Here is a 21,372-nt window from a genome sequence, read left to right as displayed (position 1 = left end):
CGCCGCCCTACCCGTGGCGGCGCGGGTACGGCGGTGGCCGGGACCGTCAGCCGGGATAGGTCCGGGGCGTCCAGACCACGGTCGAACCGTCCGCCCGCCGGTTCGCCCGAGTGGTGGACGAGCCGACGATCAGCAGGCAGCGCATGTCCACATCGGACGGATCGAGTTCGGCCAGCGGGACCACGGTGATCCGCTCTCCCGGGCGGCCCACGTCCCGGGCGATCACCACCGGAGTGTCCGCGCTCCGGTGCCGGAGCAGCACCTTCTGGGCCGCCTCGACCTGCCACCGGCGGCTGGCCGAGGCCGGGTTGTAGAGCGCCAGCACCAGGTCGGCGGCGGCCGCGCCGGCCAACCGCTGCTCGATCACGGCCCAGGGCTTCAACCGGTCCGAGAGCGAGAGCACCGCGAAGTCGTGGCCGAGCGGGGCACCGATCCGGCTCGCCGCGGCCTGCGCCGCGGTCAGCCCGGGCAGCACCCGTACCGGCACGGCGCCGAACCGCTCGTCGGTGGTGGCGACCTCCAGCACCGCCGTGGCCATCGCGAAGACCCCCGGGTCGCCGGAGGAGACCACCGCCACCCGGGCGCCGGCCAGGGCGAGTTCCAGGGCGTGCCGGGCCCGCTCGATCTCGACCTGGTTGCCGGAGGTGTGCCGGTGCTGTCCGGGACGGTGCGGCACCCGGTCGACGTACGGGCCGTAGCCGACCAGGTGTTCCGCCTCGCGCAGCGCCTGGCTGGTCTCGGGGGTGAGCCAGCCGCTGCCGGCGGGGCCGAGGCCGACCACGGTCACCCTGCCGGCCACCGCCCCGCCCTCGGCCACCGCCCCGCCCTCGGTCACCGGCGTCGGGGCGGTCGACGCCGCCACGCCGGGTGTCGCGCCGACGCCGGCCGCGACCGCGTCGCCGGTGGGGCTGGTCAGCACGGCGAGGGAGAAGTACGGCACCCCGTCCGGGTCGACCTCGGCCAGCGGCAGTTCCCGGCCGGTGGCGGTGGTGGCCCGCTCGACGTACCAGGCGTCGGCCAGCCGTCCGGCATCGGCGAACGCCGACCGTACCTGCGGAAACGTCCGCCCCAGTTTGAGTACGGCGGCGGCGTCGGTGTCGGCCAGCCGGCGGGTCAACTCGTCGGCTGGCAGCGTGCCGGGCAGTACGGTGAGCACCTCGTCCCGCTCGACCAGCGGCCTGCCCAGTACGGCGGTGGCGGCGCTGATCGAGGTGACTCCGGGCACCACCTCGGCGGGAAACCGGTGCGCCAGCCGCTCGTGCAGGTACATGTAGGAGCCGTAGAACATCGGGTCGCCCGCGCAGATCACCACCACGTCCCGACCGGCCGACAGGTGCGCTGCCAGCCGCTCGGCGCTGGCGTCGTAGAACTCGGTGATCGCCGCCTCGTAGCCGCCCGGATGGTCGGTGGTCTCGGTGGTGACCGGATAGACCAGCGGCTCGGTCAGTTGGCCGTCCCGGAAGTAGGGCTCGGCGATGGACCGGGCGATGCTCCGGCCGTGCCGGGCCGAGTAGTAGGCGATCACGTCGGCGGCGCCGATCAGCCGGGCCGCCTTCACCGTCACCAGTTCGGGATCGCCCGGACCGACGCCGACGCCACGCAGCGTGCCCGGCCGCCGGCCGCCGGTCGCAGCCGACCCACCGCCGCCGATCGCCACCGACCCACCACCGCCGGCCGCAGCCGACCCACCGCCGCCGGCCGCGCCGGCCGTCCGCTCACCGCCGCCAGCGCCGACCCGCGCCGGCCCCACCGACGCGCCGCCGGGCTCGGTCGCGCTCATTCGACCTCGCTCGCGATCGCGTTGACGGCGGCGGCGGTGATGGCGCTGCCGCCGCGCCGACCGTGCACCACCAGGTACGGAATGCCGGCGTCGTGCCCGGCCAGCGCCTGCTTCGACTCGGCCGCCCCGATGAACCCCACCGGTACGCCGACGATCGCCGCCGGTCGGGCGGCCCCCTCGTCGATCATCTCCAGCAGCCGGAACAGCGCGGTGGGGGCGTTGCCGATCGCCACCACGGCGCCGTCGAGCCGGTCCCGCCACAGTTCGAGGGCGGCGGCGCTGCGGGTGGTGCCGAGCCGGCGCGCGAGCTCGGGCACCTCGGGGTCGCGCAGCGTGCAGAGCACCTCGTTGTCGCGGGGCAGCCGGGCCCGGGTGATGCCGGCGGCCACCATCACCGCGTCGCAGAGGACCGGCGCGCCGGCCCGCAGCGCGGTCCGACCGGCGCGGACCAGGTCGGGTGCGACCTCGACGTCGTCGGTCAGGTCGACGCTGCCGCTGGCGTGGATCATCCGGACCACCACCGGCGCGATCTCCGGCGGCAGCCCGGAGAGATCGGCCTCGGCCCGGATGGTCGCGAACGACCGCCGGTAGATCTCCGCACCGTCGCGGATGTACTCGTAGCTCACTTCTGCCTTTCTGCCCGTGCGACCAGGGCGGCCGCCGGGGTGCCCGGTCGGCTGGTGCCGCCGGCCTCGATCCGGTATCCGCTGCCGGTGGCGACCACCAGTACGGCCGGTCCGGCCGATCGGCCGCAGCGGCGCTCGCAGCCGACCACGTGCACCGGAAGCGCCGCCCGGCCCGTCGGGCCGGCGTCGGCCAGCGCCTCGGTGACGTCCCCCCGCACGTCGGCGAGGGCGCTGGCGCAGCCGGGTCGACCGGTGCAGGCGGTCACGCCGAGCCAGGGCGAGGCCGGGTCGACCAGCAGCCCGGCCGTGGCCAGCCGGCCGACGATATCGGGTCCGCCGGTGTCGAGCACCAGGCTGCGCCACGGGGTGACGATGATCTCGTCCGTGCCGGCGAGGTCGGCCAGCAGGTGGGCCTGGTCGGCGGTCAACCGGCCGAGCCGGACCCCGGCCACCAACACACCGTCCGGGTGGACGCCCACCGGCGGTGCCGGGGTGCCGCCGCACCTCCCGGTCGGGACCGCGACCGCAGCGGAGAACGGCGCCGGAGCGGCACCGGACATCCCGGTCGGGGCCGCGACCACGGCGGTGGGGCGGCCGAGCGCGGCGGTGGGGCGGCCGAGCGCGGCGGTCACCCGGGCTGGCCCGTCCGGCAGGTCCGCCAGCCGCCACAGGTCCGGGCGCTCACCCCGGACCCGCAGGAAGGCGCGGGCGGCCGCGATCAGCAGCTCGACGACGTCGTCCGGGCCGGTCCGCAGCCCGGTGTCGGTGCCGGCCAGCCAGAGGGTCTGCGAGTCACCGGTCCAGCACAGGTCGGCACCGAGGGCGGCGACGTCGTGCCGGCCGTCGTCGAGGGCGAACAGGAACCGGCCGCTGAGCGACGCCAGATCGGCGGCGCCGCGCAGCGCCGCGTCGAGGTCCCGCACCAGCGGGCGTACGTCGAGCCGCCCGGCCCGGTCCCGCCCGCTCAGCGGGGAGGCCAGCAGGTTGCGTACCCGCTCGTGGGTGGCGGTGGGCAGCAGGCCGGCGTCGGCGATGCGGTCGGCGACCCGGCGTACCGCGACGTCGTCGGCGAGGTGGCGGAGTTGGAGGTTGCCCCGGGAGGTCAGCTCCAGCGCGCCGTCGGACTCGATCCGGGCGAGATCGGCGAGGACGCGCAGTTGGGTGGGGCGCAGTTGACCGCCGGGCAGCCGCACCCGCACCAGCAGCCCGTCGGCGGCCTGGTGGGCCCGCAGCGCACCGGGACAGCGGTCCTCCGGCGGCCGGGGGGACGGGGTGGCGAGGGCGGACACGGGCTCATCGTAGAGTCGTGGTCCTCGGCGCCCGCCGGCGGCGAGAAATGCATCACGCGGTGGTCCCGGAGGAACCCGGTGCGAGTCCGGGGCGGTCCCGCCACTGTCACCGACCTGCGTACGGGTCGGGAGCCAGACACTCCGGACCACCGTCACACGGACCACGACCACGGGCGCGGACCCGGGGAGGAGCCACCCATGCCTGCGGCGGACGCTGCCACCATCCTGCTCTTGTCCACTTCGGACACAGACCTGCTCTCCGCCCGGGCCAGCGGCGCGGCGTACCGGCTGGCGAACCCGGCCCGGATCGACCTGGCCGAGCTGACCGACCTGGTCGACGGCGTCGACCTGGTGGTGGTGCGGATCCTCGGCGGCGCCCGGATGTGGGCCGACGGGCTGGCCACGTTGTGCGCCGGCACCCGGCCGGTGGTGGCGCTCGGCGGTGAGCAGACCCCGGACGCCGACCTGATGGCCCGGTCCACGGTGCCGGCCGGCACCGCCGCGCAGGCGCACGCCTACCTGGCCCAGGGCGGGCCGGAGAACCTGCGCGAACTGCACGCCTTCCTCTCCGACACGGTACTGCTGACCGGGCACGGCTTCGCCCCGCCGGTCGCGCAGCCGAACTGGGGCGTCCGGCCCCGCCCGCCCCGCCCGGCGACCGGGCCGGTGGTCGGCATCCTCTACTACCGGGCGCACCAGCTCAGCGGGAACACCGGCTTCGTCGACGCGCTGGCCGAGGCGGTCGAGGAGGCGGGCGGCCAGCCGCTGCCGGTCTTCTGCGCCAGCCTGCGTACCCCGGAACCGGAGCTGCTGGCGACGCTCGGTGCGGCCGACGCGCTGCTGGTCACGGTGCTGGCGGCCGGCGGCACCCGCCCGGCGGACGCCGCCGCCGGCGGCACCGAGGAGTCCTGGGACGTCGGCGCGCTGGCCGCGCTCGACGTGCCGATCCTCCAGGCGCTCTGCCTCACCTCGACCCGGGCGTCCTGGTCGGACAGTGCCGACGGCCTCTCCCCGCTGGACGCGGCGACCCAGGTCGCGGTGCCGGAGTTCGACGGTCGGTTGATCACCGTGCCGTTCTCGTTCAAGGAGACCGACACCGACGGGCTGCCCCGCTACGTGGCGGACCCGGAGCGGGCCGCCCGGGTCGCCGGCACCGCCGTCCGGCTGGCCCGGCTCCGGCACACCCCGGCCGAGCAGCGCCGGATCGCCCTGGTGCTGTCGGCCTATCCGACCAAGCACGCCCGGGTCGGCAACGCGGTCGGGCTGGACACCCCGGCCAGCGCGGTACGCCTGCTCCGGACGATACGGGACCTCGGCTACGACGTCGGCCCGGTCGACGGCCCGGACGCGCTGCCGGGGGTGGGCCCGGTGACCGCCGGCTCCCCCGACGCCGGGCTGCCGGACGGCGACCGGCTGATTCACGCGCTGATCGCGGCCGGTGGCCAGGACCAGGAGTTCCTGACCGAGGAACAGCTCGCCGCCAACCCGGCACGGATCCCGCTGGCCCGCTACCGGCGCTGGTTCGACGCACTGCCGACGGAGCTGCGCGAGGCGATGGCCGCACACTGGGGGCCGCCACCCGGGCAGCTCTACGTCGACACCTCCCGGGACCCGGACGGCGAGATCGTGCTCGCCTGCCTGCGGGCCGGCAACGTGGTGCTGATGATCCAGCCGCCGCGTGGCTTCGGCGAGAATCCGGTCGCCATCTACCACGACCCCGACCTGCCGCCGACCCACCACTACCTGGCCGCGTACCGGTGGCTGGACGAGGAGTTCGGCACGCACGCCGTGGTGCACCTGGGCAAGCACGGCTCGCTGGAGTGGCTGCCCGGCAAGACCGTCGGGCTCTCCGCCTCCTGCGGCCCGGACGCGGTACTCGGCTCGCTGCCGCTGGTCTATCCGTTCCTGGTCAACGATCCCGGCGAGGGAGCGCAGGCGAAGCGGCGGGCGCACGCGGTGATCGTCGACCACCTGGTGCCGCCGATGGCCCGGGCGGAGAGCTACGGCGACATCGCCCGGCTGGAGCAGCTCCTCGACGAGTACGCCAACATCGCCGCGATGGACCCGGCCAAGCTGCCGGCGATCCGGGGACAGATCTGGACGCTGATCCAGGCCGCCCGGCTCGACCACGACCTGGGTCTGGAGGAACGCCCGCACGACGCCGAGTTCGACGAGTTCCTGCTGCACGTGGACGGCTGGCTCTGCGAGGTGAAGGACGCGCAGATCCGGGACGGCCTGCACGTGCTCGGCGAGCCGCCGGCCGGTGCGGCCCGGGTCAATCTGGTGCTGGCGATCCTGCGCGCCCGGCAGGTCTGGGGCGGCCGGGCCGGCGCCGTGGACGGGCTCCGGGCCGCGCTCGGGCTGACCGAGGGCGGCGACCAGCAGGGCACCGCAGAGGTCGACCGGGTCGAGGCGGTGGCCCGGGCCCTGGTCGAGGCGATGGAGGCCCGGGACTGGGCGGTCGAGGCGGTACCCGTCGTGCTGCACGACGTGCTCGGCGCCGACGATCCGCGCGCCGCGGCGGTACGCCCGGTGCTGGAGTTCGCCGTCACCGAGGTGGTACCCCGGCTGGCCCGGACCACCGACGAGCTGACCCACCTGCTGCACGCCCTCGACGGCGGGTACGTGCCGGCCGGGCCGAGTGGGTCGCCGCTGCGCGGACTGGTCAACGTGCTGCCGACCGGCCGGAACTTCTACACCGTGGACCCGAAGGCGATCCCGAGCCGGTTGGCGTACGCGACCGGGCAGGCGATGGCGACCTCGCTGGTCGAGCGGTACCGGCGGGACACCGGCGAGTGGCCGCGCTCGGTCGGGCTCTCCGCCTGGGGCACCTCGGCGATGCGGACCGCCGGGGACGACGTGGCCGAGGTGCTGGCGCTGATCGGCGTGACACCGACCTGGGACGAGGCGTCCCGCCGGGTCAACGGCTTCGAGATCGTCCCGCTGGCCGAGCTGGGCCGGCCGCGCATCGACGTGACGGTGCGGATCAGCGGCTTCTTCCGGGACGCGTTCCCGCACGTGGTGCTGCTGCTCGACGACGCGATCCGGGCGGTGGCCGGGCTCGACGAGCCGGACGAGCAGAACTTCCTGCGGGCCCACGTCCGGGCCGACGCCGCCCGGCACGGAGACGAGCGCAGGGCGACGAGCCGGATCTTCGGCTCCAAGCCGGGCGCGTACGGGGCCGGGCTGCTGCCGCTGATCGACAGCGGGAACTGGCGGGACGACACCGACCTGGCCGAGGTCTACACCGTCTGGGGCGGCTTCGCCTACGGGCGCGGGCTGGACGGGCGGCCGGCCCGGGAGGAGATGGAGGACGCGTACCGGCGGATCGCGGTGGCGGCGAAGAACACCGACACCCGGGAACACGACATCGCCGACTCCGACGACTACTTCCAGTACCACGGCGGGATGATCGCCACGGTGCGGGCGCTGACCGGGCAGGCGCCCCGGGCGTACATCGGGGACAGCACCACCCCGGACGCGGTGCGGACCCGGTCGCTGACCGAGGAGACCGCCCGGGTGTTCCGGGCCCGGGTGGTGAATCCGCGCTGGCTGGCGGCGATGCGCCGGCACGGCTACAAGGGCGCGTTCGAGCTGGCCGCCACCGTCGACTACCTCTTCGGGTACGACGCCACGGCCGGGGTCGTCGCCGACTGGATGTACGAGGACCTGGCGCGGACGTACGCCCTCGACGCCGAGAACCAGGAGTTCCTGCGCCGGTCCAATCCGTGGGCGCTGCGGAACATCATCGAACGGCTCTCCGAGGCGGCCGACCGGGGACTGTGGGCGAAACCCGACCCGGCGACGATGGCGGCGCTGCGGGAAACCTACCTCCGGGTCGAGGGCGACCTGGAGGGCTCCGGGTGAGTCCTTGACCGTTCGTCAGCTTGCGCTGGGCTGGCGGGACGGAACCGGATGCCCAGGTAGCGGGTTGCGGTCAGGCGGCAACCACCACGCCGGGTGGCTCCGCCGCGATCGCAGCGGCGGACCTCGTCCCGAACGGATATTTCGATCTTGGGCGAAGGCGCCGCGGCTGATCGGTGGAGGCGGTGAGGACTCCGAGCAACCCGCTCGCCGCCAGGACGCGGCGGACGAAGGGCTGCGGATCGGTGACTCGCAGCTCGCATCCGGCCTCGCCAGCGGCGTTGCGCACGCCGACGAGCGCGCCGATGCCGGCGCAGTCCAGGAACGTAACCCCGGCGAGGTCCACGATGAGGACTGCGGGAGTCTGATCCCGCAACAGGGTGAGCAGCTTGTCGCGGAGCACCGGCGCGGTTGCCAGGTCGATCTCTCCGGCCACACCGAGCCGGGCTGTCGCTGGCTGCGGATAACGTGTGTCGATGGGTAGCTGTGCGAGCGCGGTCACCGGCGAAAGGTTGGGAGCCATCGTGCTCCTCCAGCTCAACTCAGACAGGAATCGCTTGAAGGGCGGGCGAGGACTGGACCGTTGGCCGGGACGCAACGACCCTGTCGAATACCGGGACCGTTGCAGGCTCGACAAGCTGCGCACATCCGTGCGGCGCGGCTACCCCGAAGGCTACACGCAATCCTGGCTCAGCGTGCCGCGTGTTCGGCGCGGGCCGGTGCGCCCACCTCGTGCAGGTGTCGCAGGGCTTGCCGGTAGGAGGTGATGAGGCTGGTCTGTTCGTAGGCGACACCGATCTCGGCACAGTACGCCTGCACGATCGGCTGGGCCTTGCGCAGGTTGGGGGTCGGCATGCCGGGGAAGAGGTGGTGCTCGATCTGGTAGTTCAGGCCGCCCAGCGCCGTGTCGGTCAGCCAGCCGCCGCGGACGTTGCGGGAGGTCAGTACCTGCTTACGAAGGTAGTCCTCGTCGCCGGTCGGATGCGGCATGCCCTTGTGGTTCGGTGCGAATGTCATGCCGAGGTAGACGCCGAACAGCGCTTGGTGTACCAGCAGGAAGGCAAGGGCCTGCAGCGGCGAGAGAACGATCAGCAGTGCCGAGAGGTAGCCGACGGCGTGCAGGATCAGCAGCGTGGTTTCCAGGCCGGGGCGCTTCACGGTGCCGTTGCGCAACGCCTTGATGCTGGACACCTTCAGGTCGGCGGCGAGCAGGGTGAGGAGCGGGAAGAACAGCGCAGCCTGATGCCGGGTGATGAAACCCTTCAGCCCGCGCCGGCCGAGGGCCGACTTCGTGGCCCAGATGAGCACCTCGGGCGCGACGTCCGGGTCGAGGTCGTCATGGTTGGGATTGTTGTGGTGACGGGTGTGCTTCTCCATCCACCAGCCGTAGCTCATCCCGACCCCGAGGTTCCCGGCCAGCCGTCCGGCGAATTCCCCGGGACGTTTGGTACGGAACACCTGGCGGTGCGCCAGATCATGCGCCACGAGCGCGACCTGGGTGAACGTGACGGCGAGGAACGCGGCCGTCACCAACTGCCACCAGGATGAGCCGATGATGAAGAACGCGGTCCAACCGCCGATGAACATGAGCGTGACGACAGTCAGTCGGACAACGTAGTAGGCGGGTCGGCGCTGCATCAGTCCTTCGCCGCTGATCCGCCGGGACAGGACGGCGAAGTCGCTGCCGGTCGTCGTCCGCGACGGCGTCATGGTGATCGTCATGTTTCTATCAAACCCGCTCGATGCCGCGTCGTCAGGAGCGCTACGTCCTCCATCGCGGAGGTGCTAGCACCACGATTGAGCCATGAGTCCGCGGGCACAATATGACCTGTGAACGCGGCCGGGACTGGCGAAGGGTTGGGCCGGTGGGCCCGGAGCGGTACGCGCTCCGTGCTGTCCGGCATGGCCGGGATCGGTCTGGCGTTCACCAACCTACCGCTGCTCGCCGTGTCCGTTGTCGTGTTGGCCCTGACGCCGGTGCCGTTCCTCGGTCTGGCGCTGGTGCCCTGGACGATGACGCTGGTCCGGATGCGTGCTGATCTCGAACGCAGACGTGCCTCACGGACCGGTGTCCTTGTGACACGCCCGTACCACCCGCCCCCCGATGGGGCCGTGGCCGGTGGCTGGCAGCGCTTCCGGTGGATCGTGACCGACCCGGCCACCTGGCGCGATCTTGCCTGGCTCGTGCCCGGCGCGATCGTCGGGTTCACGCTCGGGACGATCTGTGTGGTCGTGCCGTTGTACGGGCTCGCGGGTCTGGCCCTGACACCGTTGTGGGTCTGGCTCGGCACCGGCTGGTACGGCTACGGCGCCATCTGGTCCATCGACACGTTCGGTGAGGGACTGCTCTGTCTGCCGCAGGGCGCCGTCATCCTCGCCGGCGGCCTGTGGGCCGCGCCGTGGCTGGGTCGCGTCGACGCATACTTCGCCCGGCTCTTCCTCGCGCCGACCAGGGCTGCTGAACTCCGGCTGCGCGTCACCCAGCTGACGGTGACGCGTGCTGACACCGTGGATGCCCAGGCGGCGGAGCTGCGCCGCATCGAACGCGACCTGCACGACGGCGTCCAGGCCCGCCTCGTCTCGCTGGGCATGATGATCGGTCTGGCCGACGAACTGATCGACCGGAACCCGGTGGCGGCCCACGAACTGCTCGCCGAAGCGCGTGAGTCCAGCGGAACAGCGCTCGTCGAGCTGCGGCACCTGGTCCGCGGCATTCACCCGCCGGTACTCGCCGAACGCGGCCTCGACGGCGCGGTCCGGGCGTTGGCGCTCAGCCTGCCGATCCCGATCACGGTCGACGCCGCCCTTTCTGGCCGGCCCGACACACCCGTGGAGTCCGCGGCGTACTTCGCCGTCGCCGAGACGCTGACCAACATGATCCGGCACAGCCGCGCGCGCACCGGATCGGTGTCGTTACGGCATACCGACGGAGTACTGACGATGGTCGTCACGGACGACGGCACAGGAGGTGCAGACCCCGCCTCCGGCACCGGTCTGCGCGGCATCGAACGCCGCCTCGCCGCGTTCGATGGCACGATCACGCTGTCGAGCCCGCCCGGGGGACCCACCGTCATCACCATGGAGCTGCCGTGCGCATTGTCATCGCCGAGGACCATGCCCTCCTCCGTGACGGACTGACCCGCCTCCTGCAGGCCTTCGACTTCGACGTCGTCGCAGCGGTCGACAGCGGCCCAGCGCTGCTGCCCGCCCTGATCACACACAAGCCGCAAGTGGCGGTCATCGACGTCCGCCTTCCCCCGACATTCACCGACGAAGGTCTGCAAGCCGCGATCGCGGCCCGCGCCCAGATCCCCGGCCTGTCGGTCCTCATGCTCTCCCAGCACGTCGAGCCCCTCTATGCCCGCGAACTGCTCAGCACTCCGCACGGCGGTGTCGGCTACCTGCTCAAGGATCGCGTGTCGGACGTCGGCGAGTTCGTCGCCGCCGTCCGCCGGGTCGCCGACGGCGGCACCGCCATGGACCCTGAAGTGATCTCGCAACTGCTCGCCCGCCGGGAGCCACTCGCGGTACTCACCGCCCGAGAACGCGAGGTGCTCGGCGTGATGGCCGAAGGCCGCTCCAACGCCGCGATCGCGGCCAAGCTCCGCATCACCGAGAAAGCCGTGAGCAAGCACATCAACAACATCCTCACCAAACTAGATATGCCGCCCTCCGACGACGACAACCGCCGAGTCCTCGCCGTCCTCGCATACCTCAATGCCTGAACTCAGGGGAAGGGACACCAGGCACCCAGCACGACTCCGGCCCGGCGGGCGTCGCGGCAGGCTCCGGTAGGGATCTTCTCAGGAAGGATCGTCACCGACTCGGGGGCCGTTCGCGCGGACGATCTCATCGATCGCGTCCTCGATGGATTTGCAGAAGAGTGCCTGGAGGCGTTTGCCTACCTCGTTCTCCGGCCTGGTGGCTCGGAGGCGGCTCAGGACGGCGCGCATGGGTTCCACCGCCCGCGGGTCGCCGAGCTTTCCAAGCGCTCTGGCTACGGTGTTGAGGGTGAGGTCGGCGGGGTTGGCCAGGCGGTTGAGCAGGACGTCGGTCGCTCGCGGATCACCGATGTTCCCGAGCGCGATGACGGCGGTATCGCCGGCACCGCCCGTCTGCTGGGCAAGGGACATCAGCGGTTCCACGGCGCGTGGGTCGCCGATGTGGCCGAGCGCCCTGGCCGCCTGCTCGGTCAGCGCGGGATCGTCGAGCAGGCCGATCAACGGCTGCACGGCAGCGTCATGGCGCAGGTCGGCCAGAAACCAGAGGGCGCGCAGCCGGGTGTCCTGGTTGCGGTGGCCCAGCGCCTTCAGCAGGCCGGCGGTGTCGCCGCGCTCGTGCAGCACCGCCAGGTCGGCCCGGGCACCCAACCGCGCCTGCCTCCTGGCCCGGCGGTCGTAGGTACGGGCCAGGGCAAGGGCCCGGCTGCGCAGCCGGAGGGCGGTGGCGACCTCCTCGGGCGCGGCCCGGTAGTCCAGGTACGGCTGGTAGTACTCACCGGAGATCGTGTAGGCGGTCCGGAACACCTCGCCGTACTTGGCCTCGATCGCGCGTGCTCTCGTGGCCGTCGTCTCGGCCGCCTGCTCCATCCACCGCGCCACCTCGCGCAAATGACGAGCGGTCTGGGTTGGCGTCATGTCACCCTGGTCCGCCAGGAGTGCTCGCGCGGACCGCTGGGCCGGGTGTTCAGGACGCTGGCCGAACCCGGAGACCGCCCAGACGAGGTTTCGGATCGGGCGCCGCCTCATGGACGACCACCAACCACCCGACTTCGCCACATCTACGACCATACTCCGCGTCGGCGATGGGTCGCGTACCACGGTTAGGGCGGCCGTCACGTCGAGCCGTCCGCCGAATAGGTCGATAGGCGAGGGAGATTCCCGCTGGAATTCATCGCCAGCCATCTGTCGCACCACACGTTGGCATTCGGAAAGGGCACGAACGATAGGCGTTATCAGTCGGGGCGGTGCGCTGATCAACAATCCTGCTGAGCAGATCAGCCGGGGGTGGGTCGGGGCGTGCTCTGGGCCTACCGGGCCGCCGGCCACACCGGGGCCGGCGCTCCGGCGTACCGGGCCGCCGCCGTGCCGAACCGGGCGGCCAGCGCCGGATGCCCGGCCCAGTGCACGTGCAGGTAGGAGGCGTGCAGGTTGCGGTCGACCACGCCCTCCTCGACCGCCGCGTCGAGCCCGTGCGGGCGGGACGGCCGGGGCCGGAACCGCCACGCCGGCACCCGGCCGGCACCGTACTCGACCTGGGTGCGGTGGAACTCGTGCCCGGTCACCGCCGTTCCCGGGTCGGTCAGCAGGCTGGTGCCGGTCGCGACCGCCTCCCGGTAGCCGAGGGTGAGCCGGCCGGTCATCCGGGCCGAGGCGGCCAGCACTCCGGTCATCGGGTGCTCGTCGAGGTCCCGGCACAGGTAGAGCAGCCCGGCGCACTCGGCCACCACCGGCATCCCGGCCCGGGCCGCCCGGGCGACCGCGCCACGCAGTCGGGCGTTGGCGGAGAGTTCGGCCGCGTAGACCTCGGGGAAGCCGCCGCCGAGGTAGAGCCCCGCGCAGTCCGGCGGCAACTCCTCGTCGCGCAGCGGATCGACGGGTACGACCCGGACGCCGGCAGCCGCGAGGAGTTCGTCGGTCTCGGCGTACCGGAAGGTGAACGCCGCACCACCGGCGACCGCGACCGTCACCGGGGCCAGCCGGGGCAGTTCCTCGTCCGGTCGCCAGCACCCGGTGGGCAGTTCCGGTGCCTGGCGGGCGACGGCGAGCACCGCGTCCAGGTCCACCGCCCGGCCGAGCTGCCCGGCGAGCGCGTCGACGGTACGCCGGGCCTCGGCCGCACGCTCGGCGGCCGGCACGAGCCCGAGGTGCCGGCTCGGGGTGTCCAGGGACGCGTCCCGGCGCAGCGCCCCGAGCACCGGTACTCCGGTCCGAGCGACCGCCTGCCGCACCTCCGCCTCGTGGGTCGGTGAGCCGACCTTGTTCAGGATCACCCCGGCGATGGTCAGCTCCGGGTCGTAGCCGGCGAAGCCGTGCACCAGCGCGCCGATGCTGCGGGAGGCGCCGGAAACGTCGACCACCAGCAGCACCGGACTGCGGGTCAACCGGGCGACATGCGCGGTGGAGGCGAACCCCTCCCGGCCGATGGCGCCGTCGTGCAGCCCCATCACGCCTTCGATCACCGCGACGTCGGCCGGCACCGGCACCGTCGCGCCGTGGCGTAGTAGCGGGACGATCCGCTCCTCGCCCTGCAGGTGCGGGTCGAGGTTGCGGCCCGGCCGGCCGGTCGCCACCGCGTGGTACCCGGGGTCGATGTAGTCGGGGCCGACCTTGTGGCCGCTGACCGCCAGGCCCCGGTCGCGCAGTGCCGCCATCAGCCCGGTCGCCACCGTGGTCTTGCCCTGCCCGGAGGCGGGCGCCGCGATCACCACCCGGGGCAGCCGGGTTACCACTCGATCCCCCGCTGTCCCTTCTGGCCGGCGTCCATCGGGTGCTTCACCTTGGTCATCTCGACCACCAGGTCGGCGGCCTCGACCAGCCGGGCGTCGGCGTCCCGGCCAGTGATGACCACGTGCTGGTGGCCGGGCCGGTTCCGCAGGGTGTCGACCACCTCATCGACGTCCACCCAGCCCCACTTCATCGGGTACGTGAACTCGTCGAGCACGTAGAGCCGGTGCCGCTGCTCGGCGATCCGGCGCCGGATCTCGCGCCAGCCTTCCAGGGCGTCGGCGGCGTGGTCGGCCTCGGTGCCGGACCGGCGGCTCCAGCTCCAGCCGGCGCCCATCTTGTGCCACTGCACCGGGCCCCCCTCGCCGGTCTGCTCGTGCAGCCGGCCGAGCGCGAGCAGCGCGGACTCCTCGCCGACCCGCCAGCGGGCCGACTTGACGAACTGGAAGACCGCGATCGACCAGCCCTGGTGCCAGCCCCGCATGGCCAGCCCGAACGCCGCCGTCGACTTGCCCTTCATCGCGCCGGTGTGCACCATCAGCAGCGGCCGGTTGCGGCGCTGCCGGGTGGTCAGCCCGTCGGCGGGTACCGTCTCCGGCTGTCCCTGCGGCATCAGTCGGCCCTCCCCCGGCCCACTCCGGCCCTCCCCCGGCCCACTCCGGCACTTTCCCGGCCCACTCCGGCACTTTCCCGGGCCGATCCGGCGCGCGGTCCGGAGCCACTCCGGCCGATCCCGCCGCTGCCGGCGGTGGCCTCCGCGCCGCCGCCGCTGCGGGTACGCACGCCGGTGCGGAGCCGCACCGCGCCGGTCAGGGTGCCGGCGGCGACCTGCTCCAGCGGCAGGTGTTCGGCACCGAGTGCCCCGGCCAGTTCGGCGGCGAGGCCGAGCCGGATCCGTCCCGCCTCGCAGTCGACCACCACCGAGCGGACGCCGTTGCCGGCGAGCAGCCGGGCGGCGTACCGGGAGCGGGGCACCGCGTCCGGGCCGGCGGTGGCCCGGCCGTCGGTCAGTACCACCAGCAGCGGGCGGCGGCGTGGGTCCCGGATCCGTTCCACCCGGAGCACGGCACCGGCCCGGAGCAGTCCCTCGGCCAGCGGGGTACGGCCCCCGGTCGGCAGCTCGGCGAGCCGGGTGGCGGCGATGTCCACACTGGACGTCGGTGGCAGCGCGAGTTCGGCGCCGCCGCCCCGGAAGGTGACCAGACCGACCTTGTCGCGCCGCTGGTAGGCGTCGAGCAGCAGCGACAGTACGGCGGTCTTCACCTCCCGCATCCGCTGCCGCGCCGCCATCGAGCCGGAGGCGTCGACGCAGAACAGGATCAGGTTGCCCTCCCGGCCCTGCCGGACCGGCACCCGGACGTCCTGCGGCCGCAACTCCAGCCCGGTGCCGCGCCGGCCGCGCGCCCGCTGGTGCGGTGCGGCCGCCCAGAGCGTGGCGACCAGGTGCGGCCGGTTGCCCGCGGCGCCCCCGGACTGCCTGGTCCGGATCGTCTGCCCGACGGTGGTGACCGCCGGTGACCTGCGCCCGGCGACCCCCGCCCCGACCCCCGGTACGACCAGCAGCCGGGCCCGGTACGGCCGCTCGGCGGCGAGCGTCCGGCTCCCGCCGGCCGCGCTGGTACCCGACCCGTCCGGTTCCGCCGAGCCGAGCGGCGCGGCCGGCACCCCGACCCGGTCCGGCTGCTCCGGTCCGGTGCCGTCTCCGGCCCCGTTCGCCGCGCCGTCCGGCGGGGCGTCGGGTTCGGCGGCGGGACCGGTGGCCGGCGGGGTCCCGGGTGCCGGGCCGGTGTCGTCGGGTGGCGGCGCACCGCCCGGGCCACCCGGGTCGGGCTCGTCCGGGCCGGGCCCCTGCGGCGGCGGGCCACCGTCCGGGGGCGGCTCGGCGGGCTGGTCGAGACCGGCCTCGGCGAGCGCCTGGTCGAGCCGCTCCTGCTCGATGCCGGGCGGGTCGAACGGGTCGCGCCGACGCCGGTGCGGCAGCGCCAGCCGGGCGGCGACGCGTACGTCCACTCCGCTGACCGTGGTACGCCCGCACCAGGCGGCGTGCGCCATCGCGGTACGCGCGGTCACCAGGTCGGCGCGCATGCCGTCGACCTCGAACGAGGCGCAGACGATGGCGATCCGGTGCAGGGTGTCGTCGTCGAGCCGTACCTCGGGGAGCAGTCGGCGGGCCTGCGCGATCCGGGCGGCGCGCTCGGCGTCCGCCGCCGCGTACCGGCCGGCGAACCCGTCCGGGTCGGCCTCGTAGCCGAGCCGCCGCCGGGTCACCTCGGCGCGTACCGCCGGGTCACGGCTGGCCGCCACCTCGACGGTCAGGCCGAACCGGTCCAGCAGTTGCGGGCGGAGTTCGCCCTCCTCCGGGTTCATCGTGCCGACCAGGACGAACCGGGCGGCGTGCGCGATCGAGACGCCCTCCCGTTCCACGGTGGCCCGGCCCATCGCCGCTGCGTCCAGCAGCACGTCGACCAGGTGGTCGTGCAGCAGGTTGACCTCGTCGACGTAGAGCAGCCCACGGTGTGCCGAGGCGAGCAGCCCCGGCTCGTACGCGGTTACGCCGTCGCGCAGTGCCCGTTCCAGGTGCAGGGCGCCGAGTACCCGGTCCTCGGTCGCGCCGACCGGCAGCTCGACGAGCCGGGCCGGCCGGGTCGCCGACGGCGCCGCCGGATCGTGCGGCCCGTCCGGGCAGTCCGGGTCGGGTGTGGCCGGGTCGCAGGAGAACCGGCAGCCGGTGACGACGGTCACCGGTGGCAGCAGTGCGGTCAGCGCCCGGACCACGGTGGACTTCGCGGTCCCCTTCTCGCCCCGGATCAGCACTCCGCCGATGGCCGGCGAGACGGCGCTGAGGGTGAGCGCGAGTGCCATGTCGTCCATTCCGACGACGGCGGAGAACGGGTACGACCGCACGGGGCCAACCTCCTGCCTCGCGGGTGTCCACGCCCGCGACCGGTCCGGTACCGGGCCGCCCGGAGGGCCGGCCCAGGACGGGGGCGAGTGTCTGGCTCCCGGCCGTCGGCCGGTCACAGTGGCGGGACCGCCCCGGAGTCGCCGGCCCTGCTGGACCGACCCACCGGCGTTCCTCGCCGCACCGTCGCCGCCGATGATGGCACAACCCGGCCGACCGGGCATCGGCGGCGGTGCGGTGCAGGCAGCTCCGCGACGACGTTGCCCGCCCGAACGCGCATCGGCGGCAGCGGGGCACAGGGCACGCCGACCGGCTCGACCCGGATCGTGGCAATCGGGTACCGACCTGGTCGACCTGCGATGACGCGGCTCACCCGGGGGGCATCGGCGGCAGCAGAGCGCACGGCACGTCCTGACGATGACGCGGCTCACCCGGCGGGGCGCCGGCGCCGGCGGGTCGGCTAACGTTCCGGCTCGTGACCGCGACGAGTGCCAGACCTGGGCTGACCGTGGTCGGCATCGGCGCGGACGGTTGGGTCGGGCTCGGCGAGGCCGGCCGGCGGGCGTTACGGGCGGCCGAGGTCGTGCTCGGCGGCGGACGGCAGCTCGACCTGCTCCCTGCGGAACTGCCGGCGCAGCGGGTGAGCTGGCCGAGCCCGCTGCTGCCGGCGCTGCCCGGCCTGCTCGACGCGTACGCCGACTGCCGGGTCGCCGTCCTGGCCAGCGGCGATCCGATGTGGTTCGGGATCGGGGCGCGGATCGTCGAACTGGTCGGCCCCGACCGGGTGGAGGTACTCCCGCACCCGTCCTCGATCAGCCTGGCCTGCGCCCGGCTCGGCTGGCCGGTCGAACGGGTCAGCGCCGTCAGCGCGGTCGGCCGCGACCTGGCCCGGGTACGCCGGGTGCTCGCCCCCGGCCGGCGGATCCTGCTGCTCAGCGCGGACGGGTCGACACCGTCGGCCCTGGCCGGCCTGCTCACCGACGCCGGCTACGGGGCAAGCCCGCTGACCGTACTGGAGCAGCTCGGCACCGGGCAGGAGCGCCGCCGCGACGGGACCGCCCAGGACTGGCCGCATCTGCCGGTCGACCCGTTGAACGTCGTCGCGGTGCACGCCACGGCCGGACCGGACGCCGTACTCCGGTCGACGCTGCCGGGCCTGCCGGACGAGGCGTACGCCCACGACGGGGCGTTGACCAAACGGGAGGCGAGGGCGCTGGCGCTGGCCCGGCTCGCCCCGGCACCCGACGAGTTGCTCTGGGACGTCGGCGCGGGTTCGGGCAGCATCGGCATCGAATGGCTGCGAACCGAGCCGACCTGCCGAGCGGTGGCGGTCGAGGCGAGGGCGGACCGGGCCGAGCGGATCGCCGGCAACGCGTCGGCGCTCGGGGTGCCGGAGCTGGAGGTGGTGGTCGGCCGGGCACCGGCGGTACTGGCCGGGCTGCCGACCCCGGACGCCGTCTTCGTCGGCGGCGGGCTGGCCGCCGAGGGTGTCCTGGACGCGTGCTGGGCGGCGCTCGCCCCGGGCGGCCGGCTGGTCGCGCACGCGGTGACGATCGAGGGGGAACGCGAGTTGACCATCCGTGCCGAGCGACTCGGCGGCGACCTGACCCGGCTCGGCGTGGAGCGGGCCGCACCGCTCGGCGGCTTCACGGCGTGGAAGCCGGCCCGGGCCCTGGTGCAGTGGGCGGTGGTCAAGCCGTGCCGGTGACCTTCATCGGCGCCGGACCGGGCGCCGCCGACCTGATCACGGTACGCGGGCAGCGGGTGCTGGCCCGCGCCCAGCTCTGCCTCTACGCCGGCAGCCTGGTCCCGGCGGAGCTGCTCGAATCGTGCGCAGCGGATACGGAACTGGTGGACACCGCCGACCTCACCCTGGACGAGATCGTGGCCCGGATGGTCGACGCGCACCGGGCCGGCCGGGAGGTGGCCCGGCTCTGCTCCGGCGACCCGTCGATCTACAGCGCGGTGGCCGAGCAGTTGCGCCGGCTCGACGAGGCGGGCGTGCCGTACGAGATCGTGCCCGGCGTACCGGCCTTCGCGGCCGCCGCCGCGACGCTGGGCCGGGAGCTGACCGTGCCGACGGTCGGGCAGACGGTCATCCTGACCCGGGCCCGCGCCCGGTCGACGGCGATGCCGGACAGCGAGGACCTCGCGGTACTCGGCGCCAGCCGGGCAACCCTGGTACTGCACCTGGCCGTCGGCCGGACCCGGGAGCTGGTCGAGCAGCTCGTACCGCACTACGGCGCGGACTGCCCGGTCGCGGTCGTCGCCCGGGCCAGCCGCCCCGACGAGCTGGTGCTGCGCGGCACCCTGGCCGACATCGCCGACCAGGTCGAACAGGCCCGGGTACGCCGGACCGCCGTGATCGTCGTCGGCCGGGTACTGGCGGCCGAGGGTTTCCCGGACAGCTACCTCTACTCGGCCGGCCGGGACCGGTCGGCGAAGCGCTAGGGACGGCGGTCATGCGGAAGATCCTGGTCATCGGCATCGGGGCGGGTGACCCCGACCAGTTGACCCTGGAGGCGGTCCGGGCGATCGCCGAGGTCGACGTCTTCTTCGTGCTGGACAAGGGCGCCGCGAAGCAGGACCTGCTCGGACTGCGCCAGGAGATCCTGCGCCGGCACCCGACGAAGCCCGGCCACCGGGTGGTGGAGCTGCGGGACCCGGACCGGGACCGCACCGCACCGGCCTACGTGGACGCGGTGGACGCGTGGCGCCGCCGCCGGGCCGAACTGCTGCGAGAGCTGGTCCGCGACGAGGTACCGGTCGACGGCTGCGCCGCCTTCCTGGTCTGGGGGGATCCCGCGCTCTACGACAGCACGCTCGGCGTCATCGAGGAGATGCTGGCCGACGGGACGGTCGAGTTCGACTACACGGTGATCCCCGGGGTGAGCAGCGTCGCCACGCTGGCCGCCCGGCACCGGATCGGGCTGAACCGGGTCGGCCGGCCGTTCCAGGTCACCACCGGCCGGCTGCTGGCCCAGGGCTGGCCGTCCGGAGTGGACGACCTGGTGGTGATGCTCGACGCGCACTGCACGTTCACCCGGGTCACCGAGCCGGACGTGGAGATCTACTGGGGTGCCTACCTCGGTACCCCGGACGAGATCCTGGTCGCCGGCCCGCTCGCCGAGGCCGGGCCACGGATCGTCGAGGTACGCCGGGCCGCGCGGGAGCGCAAGGGCTGGATCATGGACACGTACCTGCTGCGCCGCCGGACGCACTGACCACGGCCTGCGCCTGGGGTCGACGGTCCCCGACGTGGTCGCGAAGCCGCCGCCCGCCGACGAAGCAGGATGACCGGGCAGGACGGCGGGTGATTGAAAGGGTGTACCTCCAGTCGACGAAGAGGCCGGACAAACACCATCGCTGGGGAGACTCGGTTGGTGCATAAGGCTCGGCACGGCGGATGCCGCTCCGGGTCAGTACGCCCAGAACTCGTTCGGAAGCGCCTCGACGTCGGCGGCGGCCGACTCGAAGTAGTCCGCGACGAACAGCAACCGGGTCGCGGCCGGATCCCCGCCGTCGGCCATCCGGCGGATGGCGGCAGCCTGCCGCCGGGCGCGGTGCACGACCACGGCGCCGAACTCCCGCCGGTCCGCGTCGTAGCCGTAGGCGTCGAGCAGGAGGTGGAGGCGGCGGGACCGGTCCTCGGAGGGATCGAAGCCCAACGGCGCAACCGCGTTCGGCGGGCAGAACGGCACCCACCAGAGCGCCGACAGCGCCAGGTCGAACTCCCGCGTCGACGGACCGGCCGCACCCCAGTCGCAGAAACCGACCAGCCGGCCGCCGTCCACCACCGCGTTGTACGGCGCCGCATCCTGATGCCCCACCACCAGCCCCGGCCGCACCGCGTCGCCGATGAACCACCTCTCGTCCGCCGGTGGACCGAAACCCACCGTCACGTCGTGAAGCCGTCGCAGCCATTGGCCGACCTGGACCAGGGTCGACTCCGCGAACACCCAGTCGGGCCAGGGCGTCCGGTCGCCGACGGTGTCACCGCGCAGGTAGCTGAGCATCTCGCGACCCTGGTCGTCGAAGCCGAGCGCCCGTGGAGCGCCGTCGAAACCGGCATCCTCCAGGTACCGCAACAACGCATGCACCGTCGACGTCCAGGTCGAGGCCGGCTTGTGTACGACGTCATCGATCAGTACGGCACCCGTGGTGTGACCGCCGGGCAGCGCCACCTCGGCCATCCTCCATGTGTACCGGACTCCGACCGGTCCCGATACCGGGTTTCCGGCACTCCGAGCCGGGCAGCCCGGTCTGGGCGAGTTCGGCCGGTGATCACCCCCGCTTGCGCGCGGGGAGCAGCCCTCGTTGCCGGCCACCCAGTGGTGCGTCTCGGAGCCAACCCCGCGTGCGCGGGGAGCAGGGTTCGGACCTGGGTTCGCTCTTGGGGGCGTCGGGATCACCCCCGCGTGCGCGGGGAGCAGTGCCGATCGGCTCGGCCGCGTACCGGACGGAG

16 protein-coding genes, 1 CRISPR repeat array and 1 riboswitch (1 of these 18 cut by a window edge) are annotated in these 21,372 nt (G+C 73.8%); of the genes, 6 read left to right on the top strand and 10 right to left on the bottom strand.

All coding sequences use genetic code 11. The features are described from left to right. Nucleotides 1-46: 46 nt before the first annotated feature. Genes AAH979_RS04610 through AAH979_RS04600 form a run of 3 tightly spaced genes read right to left on the bottom strand, consistent with a single transcriptional unit; the run spans nt 47 to nt 3,695 of the window. Nucleotides 47-1,780 (bottom strand): precorrin-2 C(20)-methyltransferase, encoded by a 1,734-nt coding sequence (locus tag AAH979_RS04610; RefSeq protein WP_346256744.1) that lies wholly within the window; start codon nt 1,778-1,780, stop codon nt 47-49. Continuing rightward, on the bottom strand, nt 1,777-2,406 hold the full coding sequence (locus tag AAH979_RS04605; protein ID WP_346256743.1) for a precorrin-8X methylmutase: 630 nt from the start codon (nt 2,404-2,406) through the stop codon (nt 1,777-1,779). Before AAH979_RS04605 ends, AAH979_RS04610 begins: the two co-directional genes overlap by 4 nt. After that, nucleotides 2,403-3,695, bottom strand: a complete 1,293-nt coding sequence (locus tag AAH979_RS04600) for a precorrin-3B synthase (RefSeq protein ID WP_346256742.1) — start codon at nt 3,693-3,695, stop codon at nt 2,403-2,405. Before AAH979_RS04600 ends, AAH979_RS04605 begins: the two co-directional genes overlap by 4 nt. 68 nt (nt 3,696-3,763) lie before the next feature. After that, nucleotides 3,764-3,837, top strand: a riboswitch (cobalamin riboswitch). Nucleotides 3,838-3,893: 56 nt separating this feature from the next. Between AAH979_RS04600 and cobN the strand changes: the two genes are divergently transcribed. Beyond that, entirely contained in the window at nt 3,894-7,562 is a 3,669-nt protein-coding gene (cobN, locus tag AAH979_RS04595; RefSeq protein WP_346256741.1) for a cobaltochelatase subunit CobN, read from the top strand. 70 nt (nt 7,563-7,632) lie between these two features. Here the strand turns inward: cobN and AAH979_RS04590 are convergent, their stop codons facing one another. Both AAH979_RS04590 and AAH979_RS04585 read right to left on the bottom strand, forming a co-directional pair. Next, nucleotides 7,633-8,061 carry an STAS domain-containing protein gene (locus tag AAH979_RS04590; RefSeq protein WP_346256740.1) on the bottom strand — a complete coding sequence of 143 codons (429 nt, stop codon included), beginning with the start codon at nt 8,059-8,061 and terminating at the stop codon, nt 7,633-7,635. A gap of 188 nt (nt 8,062-8,249) precedes the next feature. Continuing rightward, nucleotides 8,250-9,281: an acyl-CoA desaturase gene (locus tag AAH979_RS04585; protein WP_346256739.1), complete on the bottom strand. Its 1,032-nt coding sequence runs from the start codon at nt 9,279-9,281 to the stop codon at nt 8,250-8,252. A 168-nt stretch (nt 9,282-9,449) separates the two neighbouring features. Here AAH979_RS04585 and AAH979_RS04580 point away from each other — a divergent pair, with 168 nt between their 5' ends. Then, the gene (locus AAH979_RS04580) at nt 9,450-10,697 is read left to right on the top strand and encodes a sensor domain-containing protein (RefSeq protein WP_346256738.1); all 1,248 of its coding nucleotides are present in this window, start codon (nt 9,450-9,452) and stop codon (nt 10,695-10,697) included. Beyond that, entirely contained in the window at nt 10,649-11,284 is a 636-nt protein-coding gene (locus tag AAH979_RS04575) for a response regulator transcription factor (protein WP_346256737.1), read from the top strand. Before AAH979_RS04580 ends, AAH979_RS04575 begins: the two co-directional genes overlap by 49 nt. A 78-nt stretch (nt 11,285-11,362) precedes the next feature. Here AAH979_RS04575 and AAH979_RS04570 read toward each other — a convergent pair whose 3' ends face one another. The 4 genes from AAH979_RS04570 to AAH979_RS04555 form a co-directional block, all read right to left on the bottom strand. Next, nucleotides 11,363-12,463 (bottom strand): HEAT repeat domain-containing protein, encoded by a 1,101-nt coding sequence (locus AAH979_RS04570; protein ID WP_346256854.1) that lies wholly within the window; start codon nt 12,461-12,463, stop codon nt 11,363-11,365. Nucleotides 12,464-12,588: 125 nt separating this feature from the next. Further along, on the bottom strand, nt 12,589-14,010 hold the full coding sequence (locus AAH979_RS04565; protein WP_346256736.1) for a cobyrinate a,c-diamide synthase: 1,422 nt from the start codon (nt 14,008-14,010) through the stop codon (nt 12,589-12,591). Continuing rightward, nucleotides 14,004-14,618, bottom strand: a complete 615-nt coding sequence (gene cobO, locus AAH979_RS04560; RefSeq protein ID WP_346256735.1) for a cob(I)yrinic acid a,c-diamide adenosyltransferase — start codon at nt 14,616-14,618, stop codon at nt 14,004-14,006. Before cobO ends, AAH979_RS04565 begins: the two co-directional genes overlap by 7 nt. Then, the gene (locus AAH979_RS04555) at nt 14,618-16,876 is read right to left on the bottom strand and encodes a magnesium chelatase subunit D family protein (RefSeq protein ID WP_346256853.1); all 2,259 of its coding nucleotides are present in this window, start codon (nt 16,874-16,876) and stop codon (nt 14,618-14,620) included. The genes cobO and AAH979_RS04555 overlap by 1 nt, the downstream gene beginning before the upstream one ends. 506 nt (nt 16,877-17,382) lie before the next feature. Between AAH979_RS04555 and cbiE the strand changes: the two genes are divergently transcribed. Genes cbiE through cobF form a run of 3 tightly spaced genes read left to right on the top strand, consistent with a single transcriptional unit; the run spans nt 17,383 to nt 20,131 of the window. Next, nucleotides 17,383-18,615, top strand: coding sequence for a precorrin-6y C5,15-methyltransferase (decarboxylating) subunit CbiE (gene cbiE, locus AAH979_RS04550; RefSeq protein ID WP_346256734.1), 1,233 nt, complete (start codon nt 17,383-17,385; stop codon nt 18,613-18,615). After that, complete coding sequence (cobM, locus tag AAH979_RS04545) at nt 18,606-19,358, top strand: precorrin-4 C(11)-methyltransferase (protein WP_346256733.1); 753 nt, start codon at nt 18,606-18,608, stop codon at nt 19,356-19,358. Before cbiE ends, cobM begins: the two co-directional genes overlap by 10 nt. An 11-nt stretch (nt 19,359-19,369) precedes the next feature. Then, a complete protein-coding gene (gene cobF / locus AAH979_RS04540) occupies nt 19,370-20,131 on the top strand; it encodes a precorrin-6A synthase (deacetylating) (RefSeq protein WP_346256732.1) in 762 nt (253 codons plus the stop codon). Nucleotides 20,132-20,326: 195 nt separating this feature from the next. Here cobF and AAH979_RS04535 read toward each other — a convergent pair whose 3' ends face one another. Next, nucleotides 20,327-21,100, bottom strand: a complete 774-nt coding sequence (locus tag AAH979_RS04535; protein WP_346256731.1) for a phosphotransferase — start codon at nt 21,098-21,100, stop codon at nt 20,327-20,329. Nucleotides 21,101-21,190: 90 nt separating this feature from the next. Further along, nucleotides 21,191-21,372: direct repeats of the CRISPR family, unit length 28 nt; unit sequence GGATCACCCCCGCGTGCGCGGGGAGCAG (it continues 458 nt past the right edge of the window).

The organism is Plantactinospora sp. ZYX-F-223 (assembly GCF_039649625.1).
GTDB lineage: Bacteria > Actinomycetota > Actinomycetes > Mycobacteriales > Micromonosporaceae > Plantactinospora.
Note: the sequence above shows the minus strand (reverse complement) of the source record. Positions and strands in the feature narration are given on the sequence as shown.

Coding starts and splice junctions, on each gene's coding strand:
- AAH979_RS04610 (WP_346256744.1), bottom strand. CDS start 1,780: ATGAGCGCGACCGAGCCCGGCGGCGCGTCGGTGGGGCCGGCGCGGGTC.
- cobN (WP_346256741.1), top strand. CDS start 3,894: ATGCCTGCGGCGGACGCTGCCACCATCCTGCTCTTGTCCACTTCGGAC.
- AAH979_RS04585 (WP_346256739.1), bottom strand. CDS start 9,281: ATGACGATCACCATGACGCCGTCGCGGACGACGACCGGCAGCGACTTC.
- AAH979_RS04570 (WP_346256854.1), bottom strand. CDS start 12,463: ATGGCTGGCGATGAATTCCAGCGGGAATCTCCCTCGCCTATCGACCTA.
- cobO (WP_346256735.1), bottom strand. CDS start 14,618: ATGCCGCAGGGACAGCCGGAGACGGTACCCGCCGACGGGCTGACCACC.
- AAH979_RS04555 (WP_346256853.1), bottom strand. CDS start 16,876: ATGGACGACATGGCACTCGCGCTCACCCTCAGCGCCGTCTCGCCGGCC.
- cobF (WP_346256732.1), top strand. CDS start 19,370: ATGCGGAAGATCCTGGTCATCGGCATCGGGGCGGGTGACCCCGACCAG.
- AAH979_RS04535 (WP_346256731.1), bottom strand. CDS start 21,100: ATGGCCGAGGTGGCGCTGCCCGGCGGTCACACCACGGGTGCCGTACTG.